This is a genomic window from Niabella aquatica, from assembly GCF_054779315.1.
The window spans coordinates 20,692-39,007 of record NZ_BAAGYM010000005.1 but is presented as its reverse complement, the minus strand read 5'-3'; the positions used below and the strand labels follow the sequence as shown (position 1 = coordinate 39,007).

At 41.5% G+C, this 18,316-nt stretch carries 10 protein-coding genes and 1 pseudogene; 6 read left to right on the top strand and 5 right to left on the bottom strand.

Translation table 11 applies throughout. The annotated features are described in order from the left end of the window. The first annotated feature begins 256 nt into the window (after nt 1–256). Nucleotides 257–3,313 (top strand): ligand-binding sensor domain-containing protein, encoded by a 3,057-nt coding sequence (locus ACYVBM_RS05225; RefSeq protein ID WP_460684571.1) that lies wholly within the window; start codon nt 257–259, stop codon nt 3,311–3,313. A gap of 3 nt (nt 3,314–3,316) precedes the next feature. Next, the gene (locus ACYVBM_RS05220) at nt 3,317–4,090 is read left to right on the top strand and encodes a response regulator transcription factor (RefSeq protein ID WP_460684570.1); all 774 of its coding nucleotides are present in this window, start codon (nt 3,317–3,319) and stop codon (nt 4,088–4,090) included. Between the two features lie 54 nt (nt 4,091–4,144). Here the strand turns inward: ACYVBM_RS05220 and ACYVBM_RS05215 are convergent, their stop codons facing one another. The 5 genes and pseudogenes from ACYVBM_RS05215 to ACYVBM_RS05195 all read right to left on the bottom strand — a co-directional run bounded on the left by ACYVBM_RS05215 (nt 4,145) and on the right by ACYVBM_RS05195 (nt 8,598). Beyond that, nucleotides 4,145–4,318, bottom strand: a complete 174-nt coding sequence (locus ACYVBM_RS05215; protein WP_460684569.1) for a hypothetical protein — start codon at nt 4,316–4,318, stop codon at nt 4,145–4,147. Beyond that, nucleotides 4,315–5,018 (bottom strand): annotated as a pseudogene (locus tag ACYVBM_RS05210) (Rpn family recombination-promoting nuclease/putative transposase). The gene ACYVBM_RS05215 and the pseudogene ACYVBM_RS05210 overlap by 4 nt, the downstream one beginning before the upstream one ends. After that, nucleotides 4,972–5,850: an IS5 family transposase gene (locus ACYVBM_RS05205; protein WP_460684568.1), complete on the bottom strand. Its 879-nt coding sequence runs from the start codon at nt 5,848–5,850 to the stop codon at nt 4,972–4,974. Before ACYVBM_RS05205 ends, ACYVBM_RS05210 begins: the two are co-directional and overlap by 47 nt. 254 nt (nt 5,851–6,104) lie before the next feature. After that, entirely contained in the window at nt 6,105–6,743 is a 639-nt protein-coding gene (locus ACYVBM_RS05200) for a response regulator (protein ID WP_460684567.1), read from the bottom strand. Further along, the gene (locus tag ACYVBM_RS05195) at nt 6,727–8,598 is read right to left on the bottom strand and encodes a tetratricopeptide repeat-containing sensor histidine kinase (protein WP_460684566.1); all 1,872 of its coding nucleotides are present in this window, start codon (nt 8,596–8,598) and stop codon (nt 6,727–6,729) included. The genes ACYVBM_RS05200 and ACYVBM_RS05195 overlap by 17 nt, the downstream gene beginning before the upstream one ends. 323 nt (nt 8,599–8,921) lie before the next feature. Between ACYVBM_RS05195 and ACYVBM_RS05190 the strand changes: the two genes are divergently transcribed. From ACYVBM_RS05190 to ACYVBM_RS05175, 4 genes are all read left to right on the top strand, one after another. Further along, the gene (locus tag ACYVBM_RS05190) at nt 8,922–9,458 is read left to right on the top strand and encodes a hypothetical protein (RefSeq protein ID WP_460684565.1); all 537 of its coding nucleotides are present in this window, start codon (nt 8,922–8,924) and stop codon (nt 9,456–9,458) included. Between the two features lie 419 nt (nt 9,459–9,877). Beyond that, nucleotides 9,878–11,461, top strand: a complete 1,584-nt coding sequence (locus ACYVBM_RS05185) for a C1 family peptidase (protein WP_460684564.1) — start codon at nt 9,878–9,880, stop codon at nt 11,459–11,461. A 45-nt stretch (nt 11,462–11,506) separates the two neighbouring features. Then, the gene (locus tag ACYVBM_RS05180; protein WP_460684563.1) at nt 11,507–14,776 is read left to right on the top strand and encodes a caspase family protein; all 3,270 of its coding nucleotides are present in this window, start codon (nt 11,507–11,509) and stop codon (nt 14,774–14,776) included. Continuing rightward, nucleotides 14,776–18,087, top strand: a complete 3,312-nt coding sequence (locus ACYVBM_RS05175; protein WP_460684562.1) for a caspase family protein — start codon at nt 14,776–14,778, stop codon at nt 18,085–18,087. Before ACYVBM_RS05180 ends, ACYVBM_RS05175 begins: the two co-directional genes overlap by 1 nt. Nucleotides 18,088–18,316 lie beyond the last annotated feature (229 nt).

Sequence of the window (18,316 nt, the reverse complement as noted above, 5' to 3'; positions counted from 1 at the left end):
AATCAAAATATAAACAGCTATCATGATCCGCTATTCAAACAATCATTATTTTTTTACACCTGCTCACATAACATTGTCTGGTTTTTATCAAGCTTATTTCAAGCAACAGGAAACAAAACTATATCTATTACGCTAAAACGTTTTTCCATTTTGTTCCAAAAATTCATCAATTTGTCCCACTTTTACACCAGTATTCAGATCTATGATTTGTCGTTATTCATTATTATTTGTTTGCTGCTTACACTTATCCATAAGTATGAGCCAACCTTACTATTTCCGCCACTACGAAGTGGAGAACGGTTTATCTAATAACGCTGTTATAACTGCTTTACAGGATAAATATGGTTTTGTATGGCTGGGCACCTCCGACGGATTAAGCCGGTTTGACGGGAACAGTTTTAAAGTGTATAAACATTTGGCGGGCGATCCGTACAGCCTGAAAAGTAATTCTGTTTACTGCCTCTATGAAGACAGCAAAGGATCGTTATGGGTAGGCACAGAAAAAGGTATTTCCCTGTATGATCCGGCTCACGACGCCTTCCGGCAGCCGGTGCCGGTGGACAATGGAACAGTACGAAGCATCTGCGATGACGCTGATGGCCGGCTTTGGTTTATACTGAAGGATGCGCTTTATTATTATGATCCGCAAAAAAGAAGGACTGTAAAAAAATATATACCGGGCATCACTTACGTTTCTGTAGTTTATAAAGATGCAAAAGAAGGTATCTGGATAGGTTCTGTTGACGGGAAAATTGTTTATTTACAGGGGAACCAGGCTACTGTATACAATGTATCAGCCAGACCCCAAAACAGTGTAGAGGCCATCCATGCCTTCAAAGACAACCAATTACTGATAGGCACTTCTAAGGAGGGACTGCTGGAATTTGACAGATCTCAAAAAACTATCAAGCACCTTATCAATGGCAAAGAAAAAGCGGCAAATATTTTCGTACGAAATATATTGCAGGTTTCGGACAGCAGTTTTTTTATAAGTACCGAAAACGGCCTGTATATATATAATCCTGTTAACAGCAGCTACAGGCATTTACTGAAAACATCTTTGAATCCGTTCTCACTTTCGGACAATGCGCTCTATGCCTTATGTAAGGACAGTGAAGGCGGTATATGGATAGGGTCTTATTTTGGAGGTGTAAACTATCTGCCCCACTCCCCTTTAATTTTTGAAAAACACATCCCTACTTCCGATCCTAATTCTTTAAGCGGCAATGCGGTGAGGGAGATCACAAAAGACCGGTACGGGAATATATGGATCGGTTCAGAAGACGGAGGACTTACCCTGTTGGATCCTGCAAAAAATGCATTTAAAAAATACAAACCCGACCGGCTGAACCGCTTATCAAGCTCGAATATACATGGCTTGCTGGCTATAGGGCACCAACTGCTGATAGGAACCTTTGAGAGAGGACTTGACATAATGGATATACCGGAAAAAAAAGTAGTCAGGCATTTTAATGCAGGCAGCGGCCCATACGACCTGAAGAGCAATTTTATAAATAAAATATTTCAATCATCCGGTGGAGAGATATGGATATGTACTGCTCACGGTGTTTTCAGGTTCGATATAAAGCAGGGGCGATTTTACCGGCAGCAGGCATTACCGGCGAATGTATTTTACTCTGCTATTGCAGAGGATAGCACCGGCACTTTATGGATAGGCTCTCATAATAAAGGAGTGTTTTATTTTAATAAGAACCATACAGGAAGCCTAATCCTGCCTACAGATAAAAAAAATATACTCCGTAATACCCGCATACTTTACCTGATGCCTGATACAAACAACCAGCTCTGGGTATGTACTATAGACGGATTGTTCTGCATCAATTTAAATAATAAAAATTATAAGTATTACAATAGTGAGCAGGGATTGCCCAGCGATATTGTTTACGCTATTGTAAAAGACAACCTGGGTAATTACTGGATACCAACCTCACAGGGCCTGGCCTGGCTTGATAAGCAAACCCATCAAATAAGAGTGTTCAGACAAAATAATGGCCTGCTTAACAATCAGTTTAATTATCAGTCAGTATACAAAAATGAAAATGGCGATATTTATTCAGGCAGTATTAAAGGGCTTATAAAATTTAATCCGGCCTTTTTTCATACCACCGAGTATATACCCCCGTTATATATAACAAAACTACAGCTTCCGCGTACTAATTCGGCACCACAAGCCGGCTTTACCAATGACATACCCCTGCTTACAAAAAAGCAGATCGAACTTACATATGATCAGGCAACATTCAATATTGAATTTGCAGCTCTGGAATTTACGGATCCCTTAAACATATTATATACCTATAAAATAAATAACAGCAACTGGTACCAGGTGGGTAATACCCGGAAAATAACATTCGCCAATCTTTCGCCAGGCACATATGATATTACCATCAGATCTACGAATGGTGCAGGCACATGGATGCCGAATGAAAAAACCATAACCATTAAAATACTACCCCCGCTTTGGAAATCGCCTGCAGCCTATTTACTGTATGCAGCGGTCATTATAGCAATTGTCCTGATTTCTTTCAGGTATTATGTAAAGCGTCAAAAGGAAAAGCAACGCTACAAAATGGATATTTTTGCGCTGAATAAGGAGAAAGAACTCTATCAGGCAAAAATGGAATTTTTCACCAATATCACTCATGAAATAAAAACACCGCTTACATTAATAAAAGTGCCGCTTGAAACCATAAGTAAGAGCGCTAATGAAATACCACAATTTCAAAAGCATTTACAAATAATGAATAGCAATGCAGAGCGCCTGTTCGAACTAACCAACCAGCTATTAGATTTCAGGAAAACAGAAACAGAACATTACCAGCTTTATTTTTCAGAAACAGACCTAAATCAAATAATAACCGATACCTGGGGCCGGTTTACACCTGCAATGGAGCAGAAAAAGATAAAACACAGCCTGATAACAGTAGCGCATCCCGTCATTGTCTGGGGAGATAAAGATGCTCTAACTAAAATACTAAGCAACCTTGTGGACAACGCCATCAAATACTGCGATGCTCAAGTGATCTTTAAAATCGAAGTGCCAGGGCAGCAGGATGTAAAAATAATAGTAATGAATGACGGACCTGTTGTACCATTAGAATCAAGGAGCAAGATGTTTGATCCCTTCATAAGGCTGAATATAAAAAATACTTCGGGATCGGGCATAGGCCTGTCATTGGCCAGATCGCTTACTGAACTTCATAAAGGAATGCTGATATACTCCACTACAAATAATTTTAATACTTTTGAATTAACATTGCCATATATAACAATATGTGAAACTAAAAATTAACTGATGGAAGAAAAGAGAACCGTATTAATAATTGATGACAACGAGGATATGCTTTTTATTTTATCAGACGGGTTAAAAGATCATTGCCGTACAATATGTATATCTGATAGTAAAGATGCCCTGAACGAATTGCAAAAAAATGAGGTTGATTTTGTGATATGTGATGTGATGATGCCAGAGCCGAATGGCTTTCAGGTATGCGAATCCATCAAATCTAATTTTGAATTTAGCCATATACCGGTTATACTGCTTACAGCGAAGAATACGTTACAATCAAAAATAGAAGGGTTAGATGCCGGCGCAGATGTGTACATTGAAAAACCATTTTCAATGGAGTTCCTGCTTGCTCAAATAAACAGCCTGCTAAAAAACAGGGAAAAAGTAAAAAAGCATTTTGCACAATCGCCAACCGCACATATTACCAGCGTTGCCCATACAGCAACCGATAAAGCTTTTCTTGAAGTACTGGAGACTCATATCAATGAAAACATTACCAATCCTGATTTAGACGTGGTATTACTGGCAAAGTGTATGCACATGAGCCGGACTAATCTTTATAGAAAGATCAGCTCTATCTCTGACATGTCTCCGGCCGAAATGATCAATGTTACACGCCTGAAAAAGGCGGTTGAATTACTTTCGGGCAGATCGCTCCGGCTAAATGAAGTGGCTTATAGCGTGGGTTACAACTCTTTAACACAATTAAGCAGAAATTTCCAAAAGCATTTTAATATGACTCCTTCCGAATATGTAAGAACACGGCATCATTCTAATTAGTCAACACAAATGAAAAAAGGAAACAATCTTTTATAGCATATAATACTTAAATGCCTATTTTTTCTTTTTGATTGAAGCACGTATTTTTTTTACAAAATCAAGGGAAACTTCAGCAGCGCTTGCCGCCTGTTCGTCATTAAAGCCAAATTTACCAATCAGATTGGTAATAATCTCTGCCTTACCTTTAACTTCGCCTTTAGCTTCGCCGCGCTCTTCCGCAGTTTTCAATACGGAGTACTCTGTCCATTTACCAAAAGGTCTTTTTCGTACAACATATATTCCTCCTTTTTTAAATTGGCTACTTCAGAAATCTGGAACAGCTTCTGAAATATCTTCTTATGCAAAATTACCGGAATTTTTTCCATTTTCCCCATATTCCGGGGCACGTACAACCAGCGCTCCAGGTCGGTTTTAATTTGCTTCAGGGGCAGGTTAAAATTAGGCAGTTCTAAGAATATAAATCCCAATTTTTATAAAATGCATGCCCGGTTTTTTCCTCTGCCAGCCTTACCCTGTGCAGGTATTTATCAGGTGCGGTGTTGTCAAAATTAAAGTCCATCAGGCCAATAAAATACACCTCTTTTAATTCAAAATCCCAGGTCTTACTTCCTTTTGGCCCCTGCTCATACAATTTACTGGAAGTATAAAAAACGGCCCGGTCGGTAAAAAATTTCTGTTCGGCCCGCTGCATTTCAATGATAAAAGTTGCACCATCAGCGCGAGTGCAGGTAAGGTCAAAAATGGTTTTGCGGTAATGCTTTGCCGGAGAGCTGTTTTCCTGTGGATTATATACCAGGTCGCGTATTACTTTACGCCCTTTAAACAGCTCATTTAAAAAAGCAATTAGCAGGTCTTTATTAGGTTCAGAGCCAAATATTTTCTTAAATCCGAAATCGGTAAGTGACCAGGATAGAAGCTTTGCTGCCAAATTCAAACTTCTTATGCTCCTTTCCTTTTGTGTAACACTTTACTTCCGGCTCATGTAAACTATAGATCTTACTACGGTCACTTCGCTTTTGTTGTAATACTTTATGATAAATATCAAGTTGATGCTGGTAGCGCTCTAATGCAGATTCAGCAAGCTTTCTGCATAACTCCCGCTGTAAACGACCTGCGATGGTCTTGATCTTCTTACGCGCCTTTCTGACCTGCGCACTTCCTTGCTTTGTATGCTGAAAACGAAGCAGGACATTTAATCTCTTCAATGTAAACCTGTAACTCTGACGCAGTACTATACCCTCCTTTCGGGCAATACCAATACACTTCTTTATACTCTTTTGGTGCAGTTTAGTATCTGTAGGACAGGCAATGTTCTTTTCCTGGACCGTCGTGTCAACACTTAACGTATCATCATTGCTGTCTTTATCGTTTACCCGTATGCTTTCTTTAAAGATCAACTCCATACCCTCTGAACCAATACGTTTGCGAAACTCTACCAACTCGGTGGCGCTACATGGTAAGCCCGGAGTAAATGTCATGCACCCGCTAAAGTACTGAAAGTACAGATTCTCTGACCAATACAATACTATGTCCTCATCGCTGAGATTACGAAGTTGTTTGAGTATCAGCAAGGATACCATCAATCTGATGGGCTTTGCAGGTTTACCGATGCGCTGGCTGTAATGCCTGGAAAAACTTTCCTCGAACAGGTGCCAATTTATTTTGTCAGCTAATAATACCAGCAGATGCTGTTGATCAATAATACCCACCAGACTGGAAAACATGCTGGACTGCGGTGTGGTGATGGGTTTTCTGTACATGAAATCTGCAAGATTTTAGACTCAATTTACTTGTTTATTGAAAACTTTGACACCACTTTTTAAACTATAACTCAACACCAACAATATTTATAGACTTTTTAAGGGACAACTAATTAGCCTCTACATTATAGAGCCAGGTGATCACTTATTGTGTAAAAAACAGGGGAAATCGATACCGATACGATTAGCGGCAATCATCTTTAAGATGATCGCTCCAGCGTAACGGGAGGTGGAGCTGAATTATAAATGATCGACTAGAGCATCTTATTCTCATAAGCCCATTTGATGAGCGTTAACGCATTTGTTGTACCGGTTTTACGAAGAATATTTTTACGATGTGTTTCCACCGTACGGATAGAAATGCATAGCTGAGTAGCGATTTCTTTATTCGAAAAATCTTTTTCCATCAGCTGAATAATTTGTCTTTCGCGCGGCGTAATACCCGTTTCAATAATGAAATGCTGCGATCTCCTGTATTTTAAGCGTTCTTCCTGCACCGACGCGTCAAAATAGGTGCCACCATCATATACCGTTTCTATAGCAGTAACTAATTCATTGATGCCACATTGTTTTAAAAGATAGGCGTCGATAAAAGGTGCCATCTTTTCTACCTGTTCGCCCTTCCCATCCATGCTCAAAGCGATAATGCGGATATTGGGGAAAATACCTCTGACAGTTTGCGCTAGTTCAGCACCGTTCATTCCCGGCATCATGATATCGGTAAGTAAAATATCTATTTCGTTACTTTTTAGTATATCCATCATTTGACTTCCGGAAATAGCTGTCGCTGCTATTTCTATGTGCGGATAGTTTCTGAGCGCAGCAGACAGACCGTCAATGACGATTTGGTGATCGTCAGTAATAGCAATTTTTATTTTAACTGATTGGTTCATAATATATGGGTATATAAACTGCCACAACAGTACCGCTCTTATCCGGGTTCACATGATTCCACTCTACGCTTCCGTGTAAGTATTGTACCCGTGACCGGATATTTTGCATACCAATGCCCTCTTTATCTTCCTGGCTATTCTGATCGAAGCCGATACCATTATCTTCTATCATAACGGCAATATTTTGCTCCTCTTTGTTGATTGAAATGTAAAGCTCGGTGGCTTGGGAATGGCGCACCACATTACTTACGCATTCCTGTATGATGCGATATACTATTAATTCCGTTGTTTTGTCTAGAGAAATGTCATACTCTTCTGCTGATAAACTGACAAAAAAATGTTGTTGGTTGATGGTGCTTATCATAGACCTGATGGCAGGTATTAAACCTTTTTGAAATAAAATATCAGGCATCATATTGTGACTGATCTGTCTTATCTCAGCACAACTATTGCCTATCAACTGTGTGGTGGTACGTAACAACGTTGCATTTTCGCTGTCAAAAGATTCGATTTGTGGGTGTACCGCCTGCAGATTGAGCCAGGCGGCTGTTAGCGTTTGCCCCACGCCATCGTGAAGATCTGCCGCAATCCGTTTTCGTTCCGTCTCTTCAGCAATCAATATTTTACCGGCTGACTCTTTGTCGCGCGCAAAGAGCGCTTCCCTGTATATTTTTTCCTTTCTTTCCTTGTTTCTTTTGTTAGCGAAATACACCATACTTAACAGAAGAATACTGCAAATACTAATCAACCAGATACTTGTGTTTTTCTGTTTTAACTGGAGGCGTTGTAGCTTTATTTCATCCTCTTTTTTTTCGGTTTCATATACCGCTTTCCATTCAGCAACCGCAGTTTCTCTTTTCAAATTGATAATGCTGTCTTTAATGCGGCTATAAGCAGATTCAGCATTCAGTGCTTTCTCAAATTCTCCTCTCTTCGCATAAACCTGAGACAAACTCTGATAACTTGAAAGTACACCATTTCGATAGCCAACACTATTTGCTAAATTGATTGCATGCTTTAAAAACAGCTCCGCCTTTTTACTATTACCATACATCCGTTCCAATTCGCCAAGGTTCAGCCAGGTATCCGACATTTGTTTTCTGTTACCTAAAGAGGAATCTATTAGAAGTGACTTGCTAAAGTAATACCGGGCACTATCAGGACGATTACTGTACATAAAACAATTAGCTTTATTATCCAGAAAAGTACTTTCAGTCGCCCGGTTTTTGATCTTTTTGGAAATGGCAATGCCCTCTTCATCCAGGATCAAAGCACTATCTATAGCACCGCTCATGCCCTGAACGTTTGCCAGTGCGTGTAACGCGAGCAGATAGCCTATATTGTCTTTATTATTGGCTGAGAAGGTTAAAGCATGCCGCAAATGAGTGGAAGCCTGTTTCAGGTCGTTTTGCAACTGGAATACCTGTGCAATATTGGCATATATACCGGGAGTGATCACTGAATCAGACCTGTAGTAAGCTAAAGCTTTTGAAAATAACGTAAGGGCCTCAGGATATTCCCCGAGATTTTTAGATGCATGAGCGAGGCCGATATATGACATACCAATCAATGAGGAATCATTTATTTTGGATGCAAGTTTTAAGGCATTGCCATACTCATATTTCGAACGGGGATAACCACTGGTACACCCGTAATATATGCTCATATAAATATCGGCTAAAGTCTTTTCCTGCTTCGTTCCGTTGCGTAGTTTTTTAGCGGCGCTAAGGATAGAATCCGGCGGAGTGCTGTTGTTGGGAAAGTCACTATGCATCCGCCGCCTGGTAGCTTTATCTTCACAACCGGATATCAGCATTATTGCAAAAAAAGCATTGATATAAAAGCGATAACCCATAGATGTACAAATTAATTATAATTCTGCTATATTTTGATAATTGCCTGACAATCCGATATAATTATTTGCAGAGGATTCTTGCAATATTTGTAGTAACACGCTGTCTAAACCAGGCCTGGATTTTGGGTCTTATTCATCCTCCAGCCTCCAGCCTTCATCTTAAAATATATCAGACAACAAATTTACTCTGGCCAGGCATGGATATACTACCGTCCATACGGTATATTTTGCCTGCAGTAGCTACCGGCAGCTAAAATACCGTAACAAGGGTATTGGAAGGTATCTTTTCACTGCCCACTTTTGCTACTTAATAACATACTAAAATGAAAAAGCAATTATTTTCTATTTTAATCCTTGGCGGACTACTTACCACAGCAATACAACTCAGCAGCTGTAAAAAGGATGATACTACAACGACACCCAATAGTAGTAACCTCTCCAAAGGAAAGTCTGCTGTGACTGCCGCTATATCCGGAGCACACAATGCTGAATATAAATCAGCAGAAACGATGAGTACGGTTATAAAGCAAGGCTTTATAAGCATTAATTCTTCAGCTTCCGGCGCGCTTACCGGCGGAGCGCTGGCTGAGCAGTTTATAATTTACCTGCCCTTAAATATAAAAGTCGGCTCCTTTAATAGCAAAGACTTTCCCAGCGCAGACCCGGCCAAGTTTACCTATACGATACTGAATACCGCCGGTGCTAAAGGTTATACTTCTGGGGCAGATGGAACTTCGGTGAATTTCAACATTACCAAATCTACCACCGAAGAAGTAGAAGGCACTTTCGACGGCACAATGGGGGAAGAGGAAACGCATAAAAGCATTAAAGTAAAAGGGTCTTTTGCCGCAAAATACTAATCGGCCCCGGGCTCATTAAGTTACACTCTTACTCAAAAAGAGCTTTTAGTTTGAGCAATTTAAATACTGCATCAACTTTCAGGTTGACACATTTTTTCTAATCTTTTTTGACATAAGTCGATGTGAATATATCACCCGTTCAACTTCATATTCAACAGCAAAAAAGATCTGTCATAAAGGACATTATTGTAACAGAAATCATTAAAAGTGCTTCGATGATCATTATCGTCGATATAAATAAGCATACAGCTTGGGCACTCTCTTAACTCAATTGACCTTTCTTTTTTAACCTGCCGCTGCACTCCGGGAGTTTCAACAAAGGGCGCAACGTTTAAGCATTGTAATAGGATAAACCGCAGCCATCATTATCTCGTAACAGATTTTAAAAGATCATCATCAATTTATTAAACCCCAAACCAATGTACACAGTCAGTCAAAAATGGTGGATGCTGTTAGGTATAACTATTCTTGGTCAGTTTAGCAGCTACGCGCAAAACACCAGAGGAACCGGGGCTACCTTTAATGCAAGCACTATTTCAGCCACACCACAAAAAGTATTGTTATCTACCAGAAGTTTCCGCGGCTTATCTCCATCTTACTCGCTGGAGCAGTATTGCCCTACGCCAGCTGATCAGGGGAACCATGGCACCTGTGTAGCTTTTGCCAATGCGCACGGGGTAGCAACAATCTTGTACGCTAAAACACATGCTATAACAGATAGAAACATTATCAACAAATATGCTTTTTCTGCATCTTATTTATACGAGCAGATAAAATCGCCTGACGACAAGGACTGCCAGAACGGGAGTGATCCTATTAATGCACTGGTAAAAATGATCACAGGCGGTGATCCTTTTCAAACGACAGTACCTTATCAATGCAACACATCTATAACCGAGGCTGCTAAGACGGAGGCCATTCGTTACAAAATAAAAGATGCGGCTATTTTATTTGCAGGGAAAGGAATGATGGAAGGCGATAAGTATGTGCTTGCCAAAGAAGACCTGATTGCAGTCACCAAAAAAGCCTTGCTGGAGGGATCACCTGTTTCTACTGGCTGGCATTTGCCCAAAAGTTTCTTTGATATCAAAACGGCTGTATGGAACACGAGCAGCGACGACCAGTTGAGCGATTGGAAACATAATGGACATGCCATGGTAGTGATTGGATATGACGATGGCAAATATGACGGCGCCTTCAGGGTACTCAACAGCTGGGGCACGGGTTGGGCCGATAAAGGATTGGTTTGGGTAAAATATGATGATTATGCTAAATGGTGTGTGCTGGCCATGCAGGTATTTGGCGATCCGCTGACACCAGCGCCAGCGGAAAACAAACCGGCTCCCGGACCCGCACCAAAACCCAAACCTGTTGAAAAAAAATTTGCTTTAAGTGGCCATGTGGCCTTTACCCTCAATACAGGTGAAGACATGCCTATCAAACAAACCTCCACGCGCAACCTGGAAGTCGATGATGATCAGCCTGCCGCTGAAGAAGATTTGGTAGCATACACCATGGCCAGCAGTTATCCCAGTGGTACCGCCTTTCGTTTTTACATCGATACAGACAATGAAGCTTATGTTTATGCCTTTGCAACCGATCTTTCCGGAAAGGTGAATCTGATCCTTCCTTTTGACGATATGGTATCCACCCATATTGGCGCAAATAGCAGTATTGCCTTCCCTTCCGATAAAAAAGTAGTACGTCTTGACAACAATAAAGGAACGGATTATCTGCTCATTCTCTATTCGGCCGAAAAACTGGACGCAAAAAAGATAGCAGTGGAAATGAGCGGGCTTACCGGTGCGCTGAGTACAAAGATCAAAAAAGTACTGGGCAATAAACTCATGGACAAATCGATCATTAAATATCAACCTGAAAAAGTTGGCTTTAGCGTCAACGGAACAGCTACCAGAAACCTGACTGTTACTGATGACGATACCCAGACAACCTATAGCGGAGGCAATGTGGTTCCGCTGATGGTTGAAATCAAACACCATTAACCAACGGCTCTACCAGTCACCTTAAAATACAATAAGCAAAGGCTCATGAAAAAATTGGTATATGTCCTGGTGCTGAGCTGCGCGGTATCAGTCTGCTTTTCGCAGCCAGAGAAGATCGTTGTACCCAATGGACACTCGCTTGCAATCATGCAGGTGGTACTTGATGAGCAGCAAAAGTATCTGTACAGTTCCGAAGATGAAAAGATCATCATGTGGGATGCTGCCACCGGGCGGCAACTGTATACTTTTCCAGCGGGTAAATTAAAAGCTATGGCCATTTCACATGCGGGAGATAAACTGATCTACTCTACCGATCATGAGCTCTGTTGTTATTCTACGCTCAATGGTAAAAAGCTCTGGTCAGTAAACTATCTCAATTATCACACGGGTACACTCGTTTTCACTCCTGACGACAGCCGCGTATTGATTAACGATGAAAAAGGTATCAAATGGTTTAATACGTTATCGGGCAATAGCGACTTTTTAAACGGCCATGTATTTAGCAATAGTTTTTACGCACTAAGTTATGCCAACCAGGGAAATGATTTTATACTGTGGAACGACTTTGGCTGGCAGATCAGAAATGTGCAAACCGGAGAGGTAAAGTTTAAGAAAGCATTTGAGAAAGAAGCAATAGAAACCTGGTATTTAAAACAAAACGGATTAATAGCCAGCGCTGTGAATGGAGAAGGAATTACTTCAATCACGCGCTTCCAAAACATTAATACGGGAGCGCTTCTCAAAACAGTAAATGCATCATCGGGAGTGAATAACCTGACTTTGATACCTTCTGTGAATGACGAAAAATTTCTTTTTTTCGAAGGTTATGACCGAACTGCAAAAGTGCAATTATACAATGGCTCCGACTTTCGGGTCGAAAAAAGCTTCGGAAATTTCAGCCCCGTAAAATATCAACAAGTAACACAAGGATATTTATTAGGTAAGCAAAACAAGGTGTTTCTGGCATCCTATTCTGATCTCTCCCTGCGCGAACTGGCAAGTGGCAAAGTAACCGGTCTCTTCAAAAGAACGGTGGCCAAACTAGGGTTCAATGTATTTAGCTCGATGGAATATAATGCCATTACCGGTAAACTGAACATTATATGTGATGATAGCGTTCTCAAACGTATCGACCTGATTCGAATGAGAGCTGACCGCAGTGTCGATATTAAAACCAATGTAGAAAATGTAGCCATTAGTTCTACCGGGGACACTATCGTTGTTATGGACTATAACAAAAGTTACGTAAAGAATATTGCGACCGGCAAAATGCTCAAGCCCGACGGAAAGATCAGATCAACAGAATCAGATAGGGATCTTTACAGTATCAGCGCAGATGGAATGTATGCGTATTATCCTGACCGTTCTGAAAAAAACCATGACAAGAACGCTTTGTACCGCTGGAACCTGACCACCAACACAAAAGAAGAAATTTTTCGATATAATTATATCGTCAACTATCAATATTCTCCTGACAAAAAATTGCTGAGTGCAACAGTCAAAACAGACGATATATGGAAGCTCATCGTGGTGGATCTGCATGCAAAAAAGATATTATTCTCGAAAGACATTTCATCTGCTGAGCACCGGCTGGTACAGATTTCCTTCGATGGTAAAAGCCTTTTGCTTGCAGGAAACGAAGAGGCCATCATTTATAGCATACCGGGAGGCAATATCCTCTCCAGTGTTAAATCTGTTCATCTTTTTGGAAACCTAACAGCATCAGGAGACCTGTCGATGATTGTAAACGGAACTACCAACGGCGAGCTTATTGCCTATCATCTCAACGGTGAAAAAAAATATACGATAAAAGCCCATAACAGCGGTATACGAAAGGTGCTATTTTCACCTGACAATAAGATCATTTACTCCGTAGCGCAGGACCAAACCATCAAAATATGGCAGGCTGATACCGGGCGCCTGTTGGGCACTCTTTTTCTGTTTAATGATGGCAACGATTATGTATTCGCCGATGAAGCAGGGCGTTTTGAAGGAACAACAGACGGCATTCGCAAACTATACTTTGTAAAAGACCGGAACGTTATACCGATAGAACTGGTATATGAAAAGTATTACACCCCCAATTTATATCAGCGACTGGTAAATGGCGAAGTTTTTGACCCGATGCCTGCTGATGATCTCAAAGCCGCGCCTACCGTCACTATCGCTTATGCAGAAAAGCAAAGAAACCTGGAAGTTGGCGATGATATACCTGCTTATACCAATACCACCGGCAGCGCTGAAATTACGGTTACTGCTACTGCCCCCGATGATCAGGTAGACGAGATCCGTGTGTTTCATAATGGAAAGATCGTTACACTAACCACCAGAAACCTGATTGTGGCTGATGATGCAAAAAAAGAAACCGTTAGGAAATACAACTTATCCCTGTTGCCGGGCAATAATACAGTACGTGCCATTGCCCTTAATTCGCAGAGAACGGAAAGTACACCTGACGACATATTGATCCGGTATCAATCTCCGGAAACAACAAGCAACACAACACCTGTTGTATCACAAGACAAGACTGTTACCGCCAAAATCGACAGGCAGGCAACCCTGCACCTGGTGGTGGTAGGCATCAACAGTTATAAAAACCCCAGGATGAGTCTCAACTATGCCATGGCCGATGCCACCGCTGTAAAGGAGGAAGTTGAGAAAGATGCCACCACTATTCTTTCTACGGTAAAAACCCACTTTGTGACAGATGGCGCAGCAGATAAGAAAGGAATTATTACAGCCATGGAAGCGGTAAAACGCAATGCACAGCCCAGGGATGTGTTTATTTTTTACTATGCCGGCCATGGCGTCATCGCCGGAGACAATCAGCAATTTTACCTGGTACCCAACGATGTTACCGATCTGAAGCATGTGGATGATGCACTAAAGTCTTCGGGCATCAGTGCAAAGGAATTGCAGCAATACGCTATTGATATCCCCGCTCAAAAACAGTTATTCATTCTGGACGCCTGCCAGAGCGCAGGCGCCTTTTCCGAAATGCTTAAGGCTGACGGAACCCAGCAAAGAGATATTGCCGTAGTAGCGAGAAGCACAGGTACACACTGGATGGCGGCAAGTGGCGCCCAGCAATTCGCTAATGAGTTTGCTACACTTGGACATGGAGCATTCACTTACGTGCTACTGAAAGCCCTTCAGGGGGAAGCCAAACGTGAGAAAATGATCACGGTGAACAGCGTGAAAGATTATATGCAAACCGGTGTTCCCGAGCTAATGAAAAAATATAACGGTTCGCAGCAAACCCCTGCCAGCTATGGCTTTGGCAACGACTTCCCTATCGAATTTATTAAAGAATAATGATGAAGAAACTACTTATATTATTTTTCAGCTGGGTTAGCATGAATGCCTTTTGCCAAAAAGTAACGCTCTCCGTACCTAGCGGTCATAGTGAAGGTATTGACAAGGTGGCTACATCTAACAATGGCAGGTATGTAGCTTCCATGGCCTACAAAACAGCTATTCTTTGGGATTTGGCGAGCAACAAAAAGCTGTATGAAATAAATTTCGATATCAGCCTATTTGCATCTGAAGTAAACTCACTGTCGATCACGGATGAGCCGGACAAAATAGTAGCCTGTACCAATGATGGTTTATACTGTTATAATGTAAAAGAAGGAAAGGAGATCTTTAGGGAAGGCCGTATCACTTCCGGTGCGGCGTTAAGCGCTGATGGAACTGCCATTTATGCAATGAACTCCCCCTACTTTTATGTATTAGAGGCTAGTACCGGAAAAAAAATAAAAACGATAACCGAAGTTACCAACAGTGCTGCTAGACAATGTCAGTTCTATGATATAGGAAACCACCAGGTGCTGATTCTTTATTACTTTGGCTGGAGTATTGTAGATATCGTATCAGGCGAGGTGCTGTTGAAAGAAGAGTTCGGAGATATCTACTCTCTTAAGATGAAACAGTTTGCATACAATGCTTCTGACAATACCGTGATGGGGATGCGCAATGACTCCCTGATTGTATATGATGTTAAAACAGCAAACATTGTACGAGCCCAATTGCCGGTATACGACCCTTCCGGCTTCTGCCTGATCCCTAATAACCAGCTGGTGCTCTTCGCCACCAACTATAAGGCGAAAAGTAAAGTTATTGAAGTATTACAATTACCCTCTTTCAACGCTATTAAAACAGTTACACAGCCAGAGTCTGAAGTAATTCAATCCATTTATTATGGCAATCAGGTAGCTGCCCTTCCCGGTACCGGGAAAGTGTTTTACAATAACGGTAAAGAATTATTTCTTTTCGACGTAGCATCGGGTAAGTATGAGTCACGATTCAATAACAAAGTAACCGACTTCAAGAACTACTATTACTATCCATCTTTAAGCCAGCGGCTGCAGCCTGACAATAGCCTGACGATTGCTTCCAACGATTGGGGCTTGAGGAAATTCGATCTGGAAACCTTAAAGCCAGAAGATTATATTCAGACTATGAAAAATCTGATCGTCAGCGCCGATGGCAAGCTGGCGGTTTCACTGGATGCCAAAGCCACGTTGATCAATGCGCAAACAGGCCAATTCATAAAAACCATTCCGCTACCACTCTCTGTTGATGTTAGGATTACGCGTTTCTTTTTCAATTCAACTAACAGCAAACTGATTTTTACCGATGATTCAAAAGGAAACCTGATGTCGATTGACCTGACCACCGGCGCGACCACAAAACTCGCAACCCTCGGCGAGCTGATATCTGAGACATCTGCCAGTTTTGATGGTAAATATCTTGCTGGCATCGTTAGTAAAAGTAACATTAACTATTTGGTTGTTTATAATGTTGATACCAAAGCAACAGTGTTCAGCAAGCGCATCTGTGATCCATATAAGGACAGCGATTGTCCGGGCCGTATCAGCTTTATTAACGACAGTTACTACCTATTCATGAGTGGAGGTGAAAGTATGCATATCTATAAGGCAGATGATGCGGCCTACACTTCCAGTTTTAAAGTGCCTCATCATAATCCCTTTTTACTATTAGGTGGGGATATTAAAAATAATATTATTGCCATAGGTGAAGTGGGCGAGTTTCAGGCGGGCACTTATAATATACAGCTGATCACTAAAGAGGGAAAGGTTTTGAAAGAGCTACAAGCAGTGAACAACGCCGCCTTTTTAAAAGCTTCATTTACCAAAGACAATAAGGTGATGTTTACACCTACCACCCAAAAAGGCGTACAGGTATGGAATGTAGAAACCGGTGAGCTATTAGGCACTTATTATTTCATCGAAAACACAAAAGAATACATTTTTGTTACTCCGGAAGGATTGTTTGATGGAAGCGATGCAGGCATGAGGGAATTGTATTTTGTGAAGAATGGCAAACCCATCGTGCTTGAAAAAATGTATGAGCAGTATTACACACCCAATGTGCTCCGTCGCAAACTTTACGGAGAGAAGTTTGCACCAATTCCGGTCGACCAGCTTCATGATGCGCCCGATGTTTCAATAACCTACGCTGCTGCACAGCGAAACCTTACCGTGGAAGATGATGTGCCCATCTATCAAAATACAACAGGAGTGGCAGATATTACGGTTAATGCCACTGCATCTGATGATGCCATAGATGAAATTCGCCTATTTCATAATGGGAAGATAGTGACACTGGTCAGCCGGAATCTCATTGTAGAAGATGACAAAACAAAAACAGCTGTAAAAAAGTACAGCATCCATCTGCTTCCCGGCAAGAACAGTATACGTGCAGTGGCACTCAATACCCAAAGAACGGAAAGCAATCCAGCAGCAATCAGCATCCAGTATCAATCGGCCAACGCCCCTGACAACGGAAAGCAGGTCGTTGTTAATGATAAAATAACTATGCTGGACCTGATCGACCAAAACGCTACACTTTATCTCGTGGTCGTAGGCATCAATGCTTACAAAAACCCAAAAATGAATCTGAATTATGCACTCGCCGATGCTACAGCTTTTAAAGATGAAGTAGAAAAAGATGCAAAGACGGTGCTCACGAATATCAAAACCTATTTCATTGCAGATAATGCCGCGGATAAAACAGGCATCACTACTGCCATGCGAAGTGTACAGCAGCAGGCAAAACCACAGGATGTATTTGTATTTTATTATGCCGGTCATGGTGTTATTGCCGGGGGTAATAAAGAGTTTTATCTGGTGCCGAGCAATGTAGCAGATCTTAAAAACGTGGATGCAGCGCTCCAGGAGCATGGCATTGCGGCCCGCGATCTGCAGCAACATGCCATCGATATCCCGGCCCAGAAACAATTGTTCATTCTGGATGCCTGTCAGAGTGCGGGAGTTTTTCAGCAGATGTTAAGCACAGACGGGAATCAACAAAAAAATATTGCACTGGTAGCCCGAAGCACGGGTACACACTGGATGGCTGCGAGTGGAGCCCAGCAATTTGCCAACGAGTTCGCCACATTGGGTCATGGTGCTTTTACTTACGTGCTTTTGCAGGCATTGAAAGGAGCAGCAGCCAGCAATAAGATGATCACGGTAGAAGGTCTCAAAAATTATATGCATACGGGCGTACCCGCCCTGATGAAACAATACAGCGGAAGCCAGCAAACACCGGCCAGCTACGGTTTTGGCAATGACTTCCCTATTGAATTTATTAAAGACTAATATTGAGAAAACTACCTGCATTACCTTTCAGCCGGGTTAGCATGAATGTCTTGTCGCGAAAAACAACCCTTTCCGTGCCCAGCGGTGATAGTAAAGCTATTAACAAGGTGGTTACGTCTGACAATGACAGGTAGTCTTAATTCTCCAGGTAGGCCGAAGTATATAGTTGCGGCGAGTTTCCAGGTTTTTAAAGTTATCAAAACTCCTTAGGCTACCGTATATTGTTAGT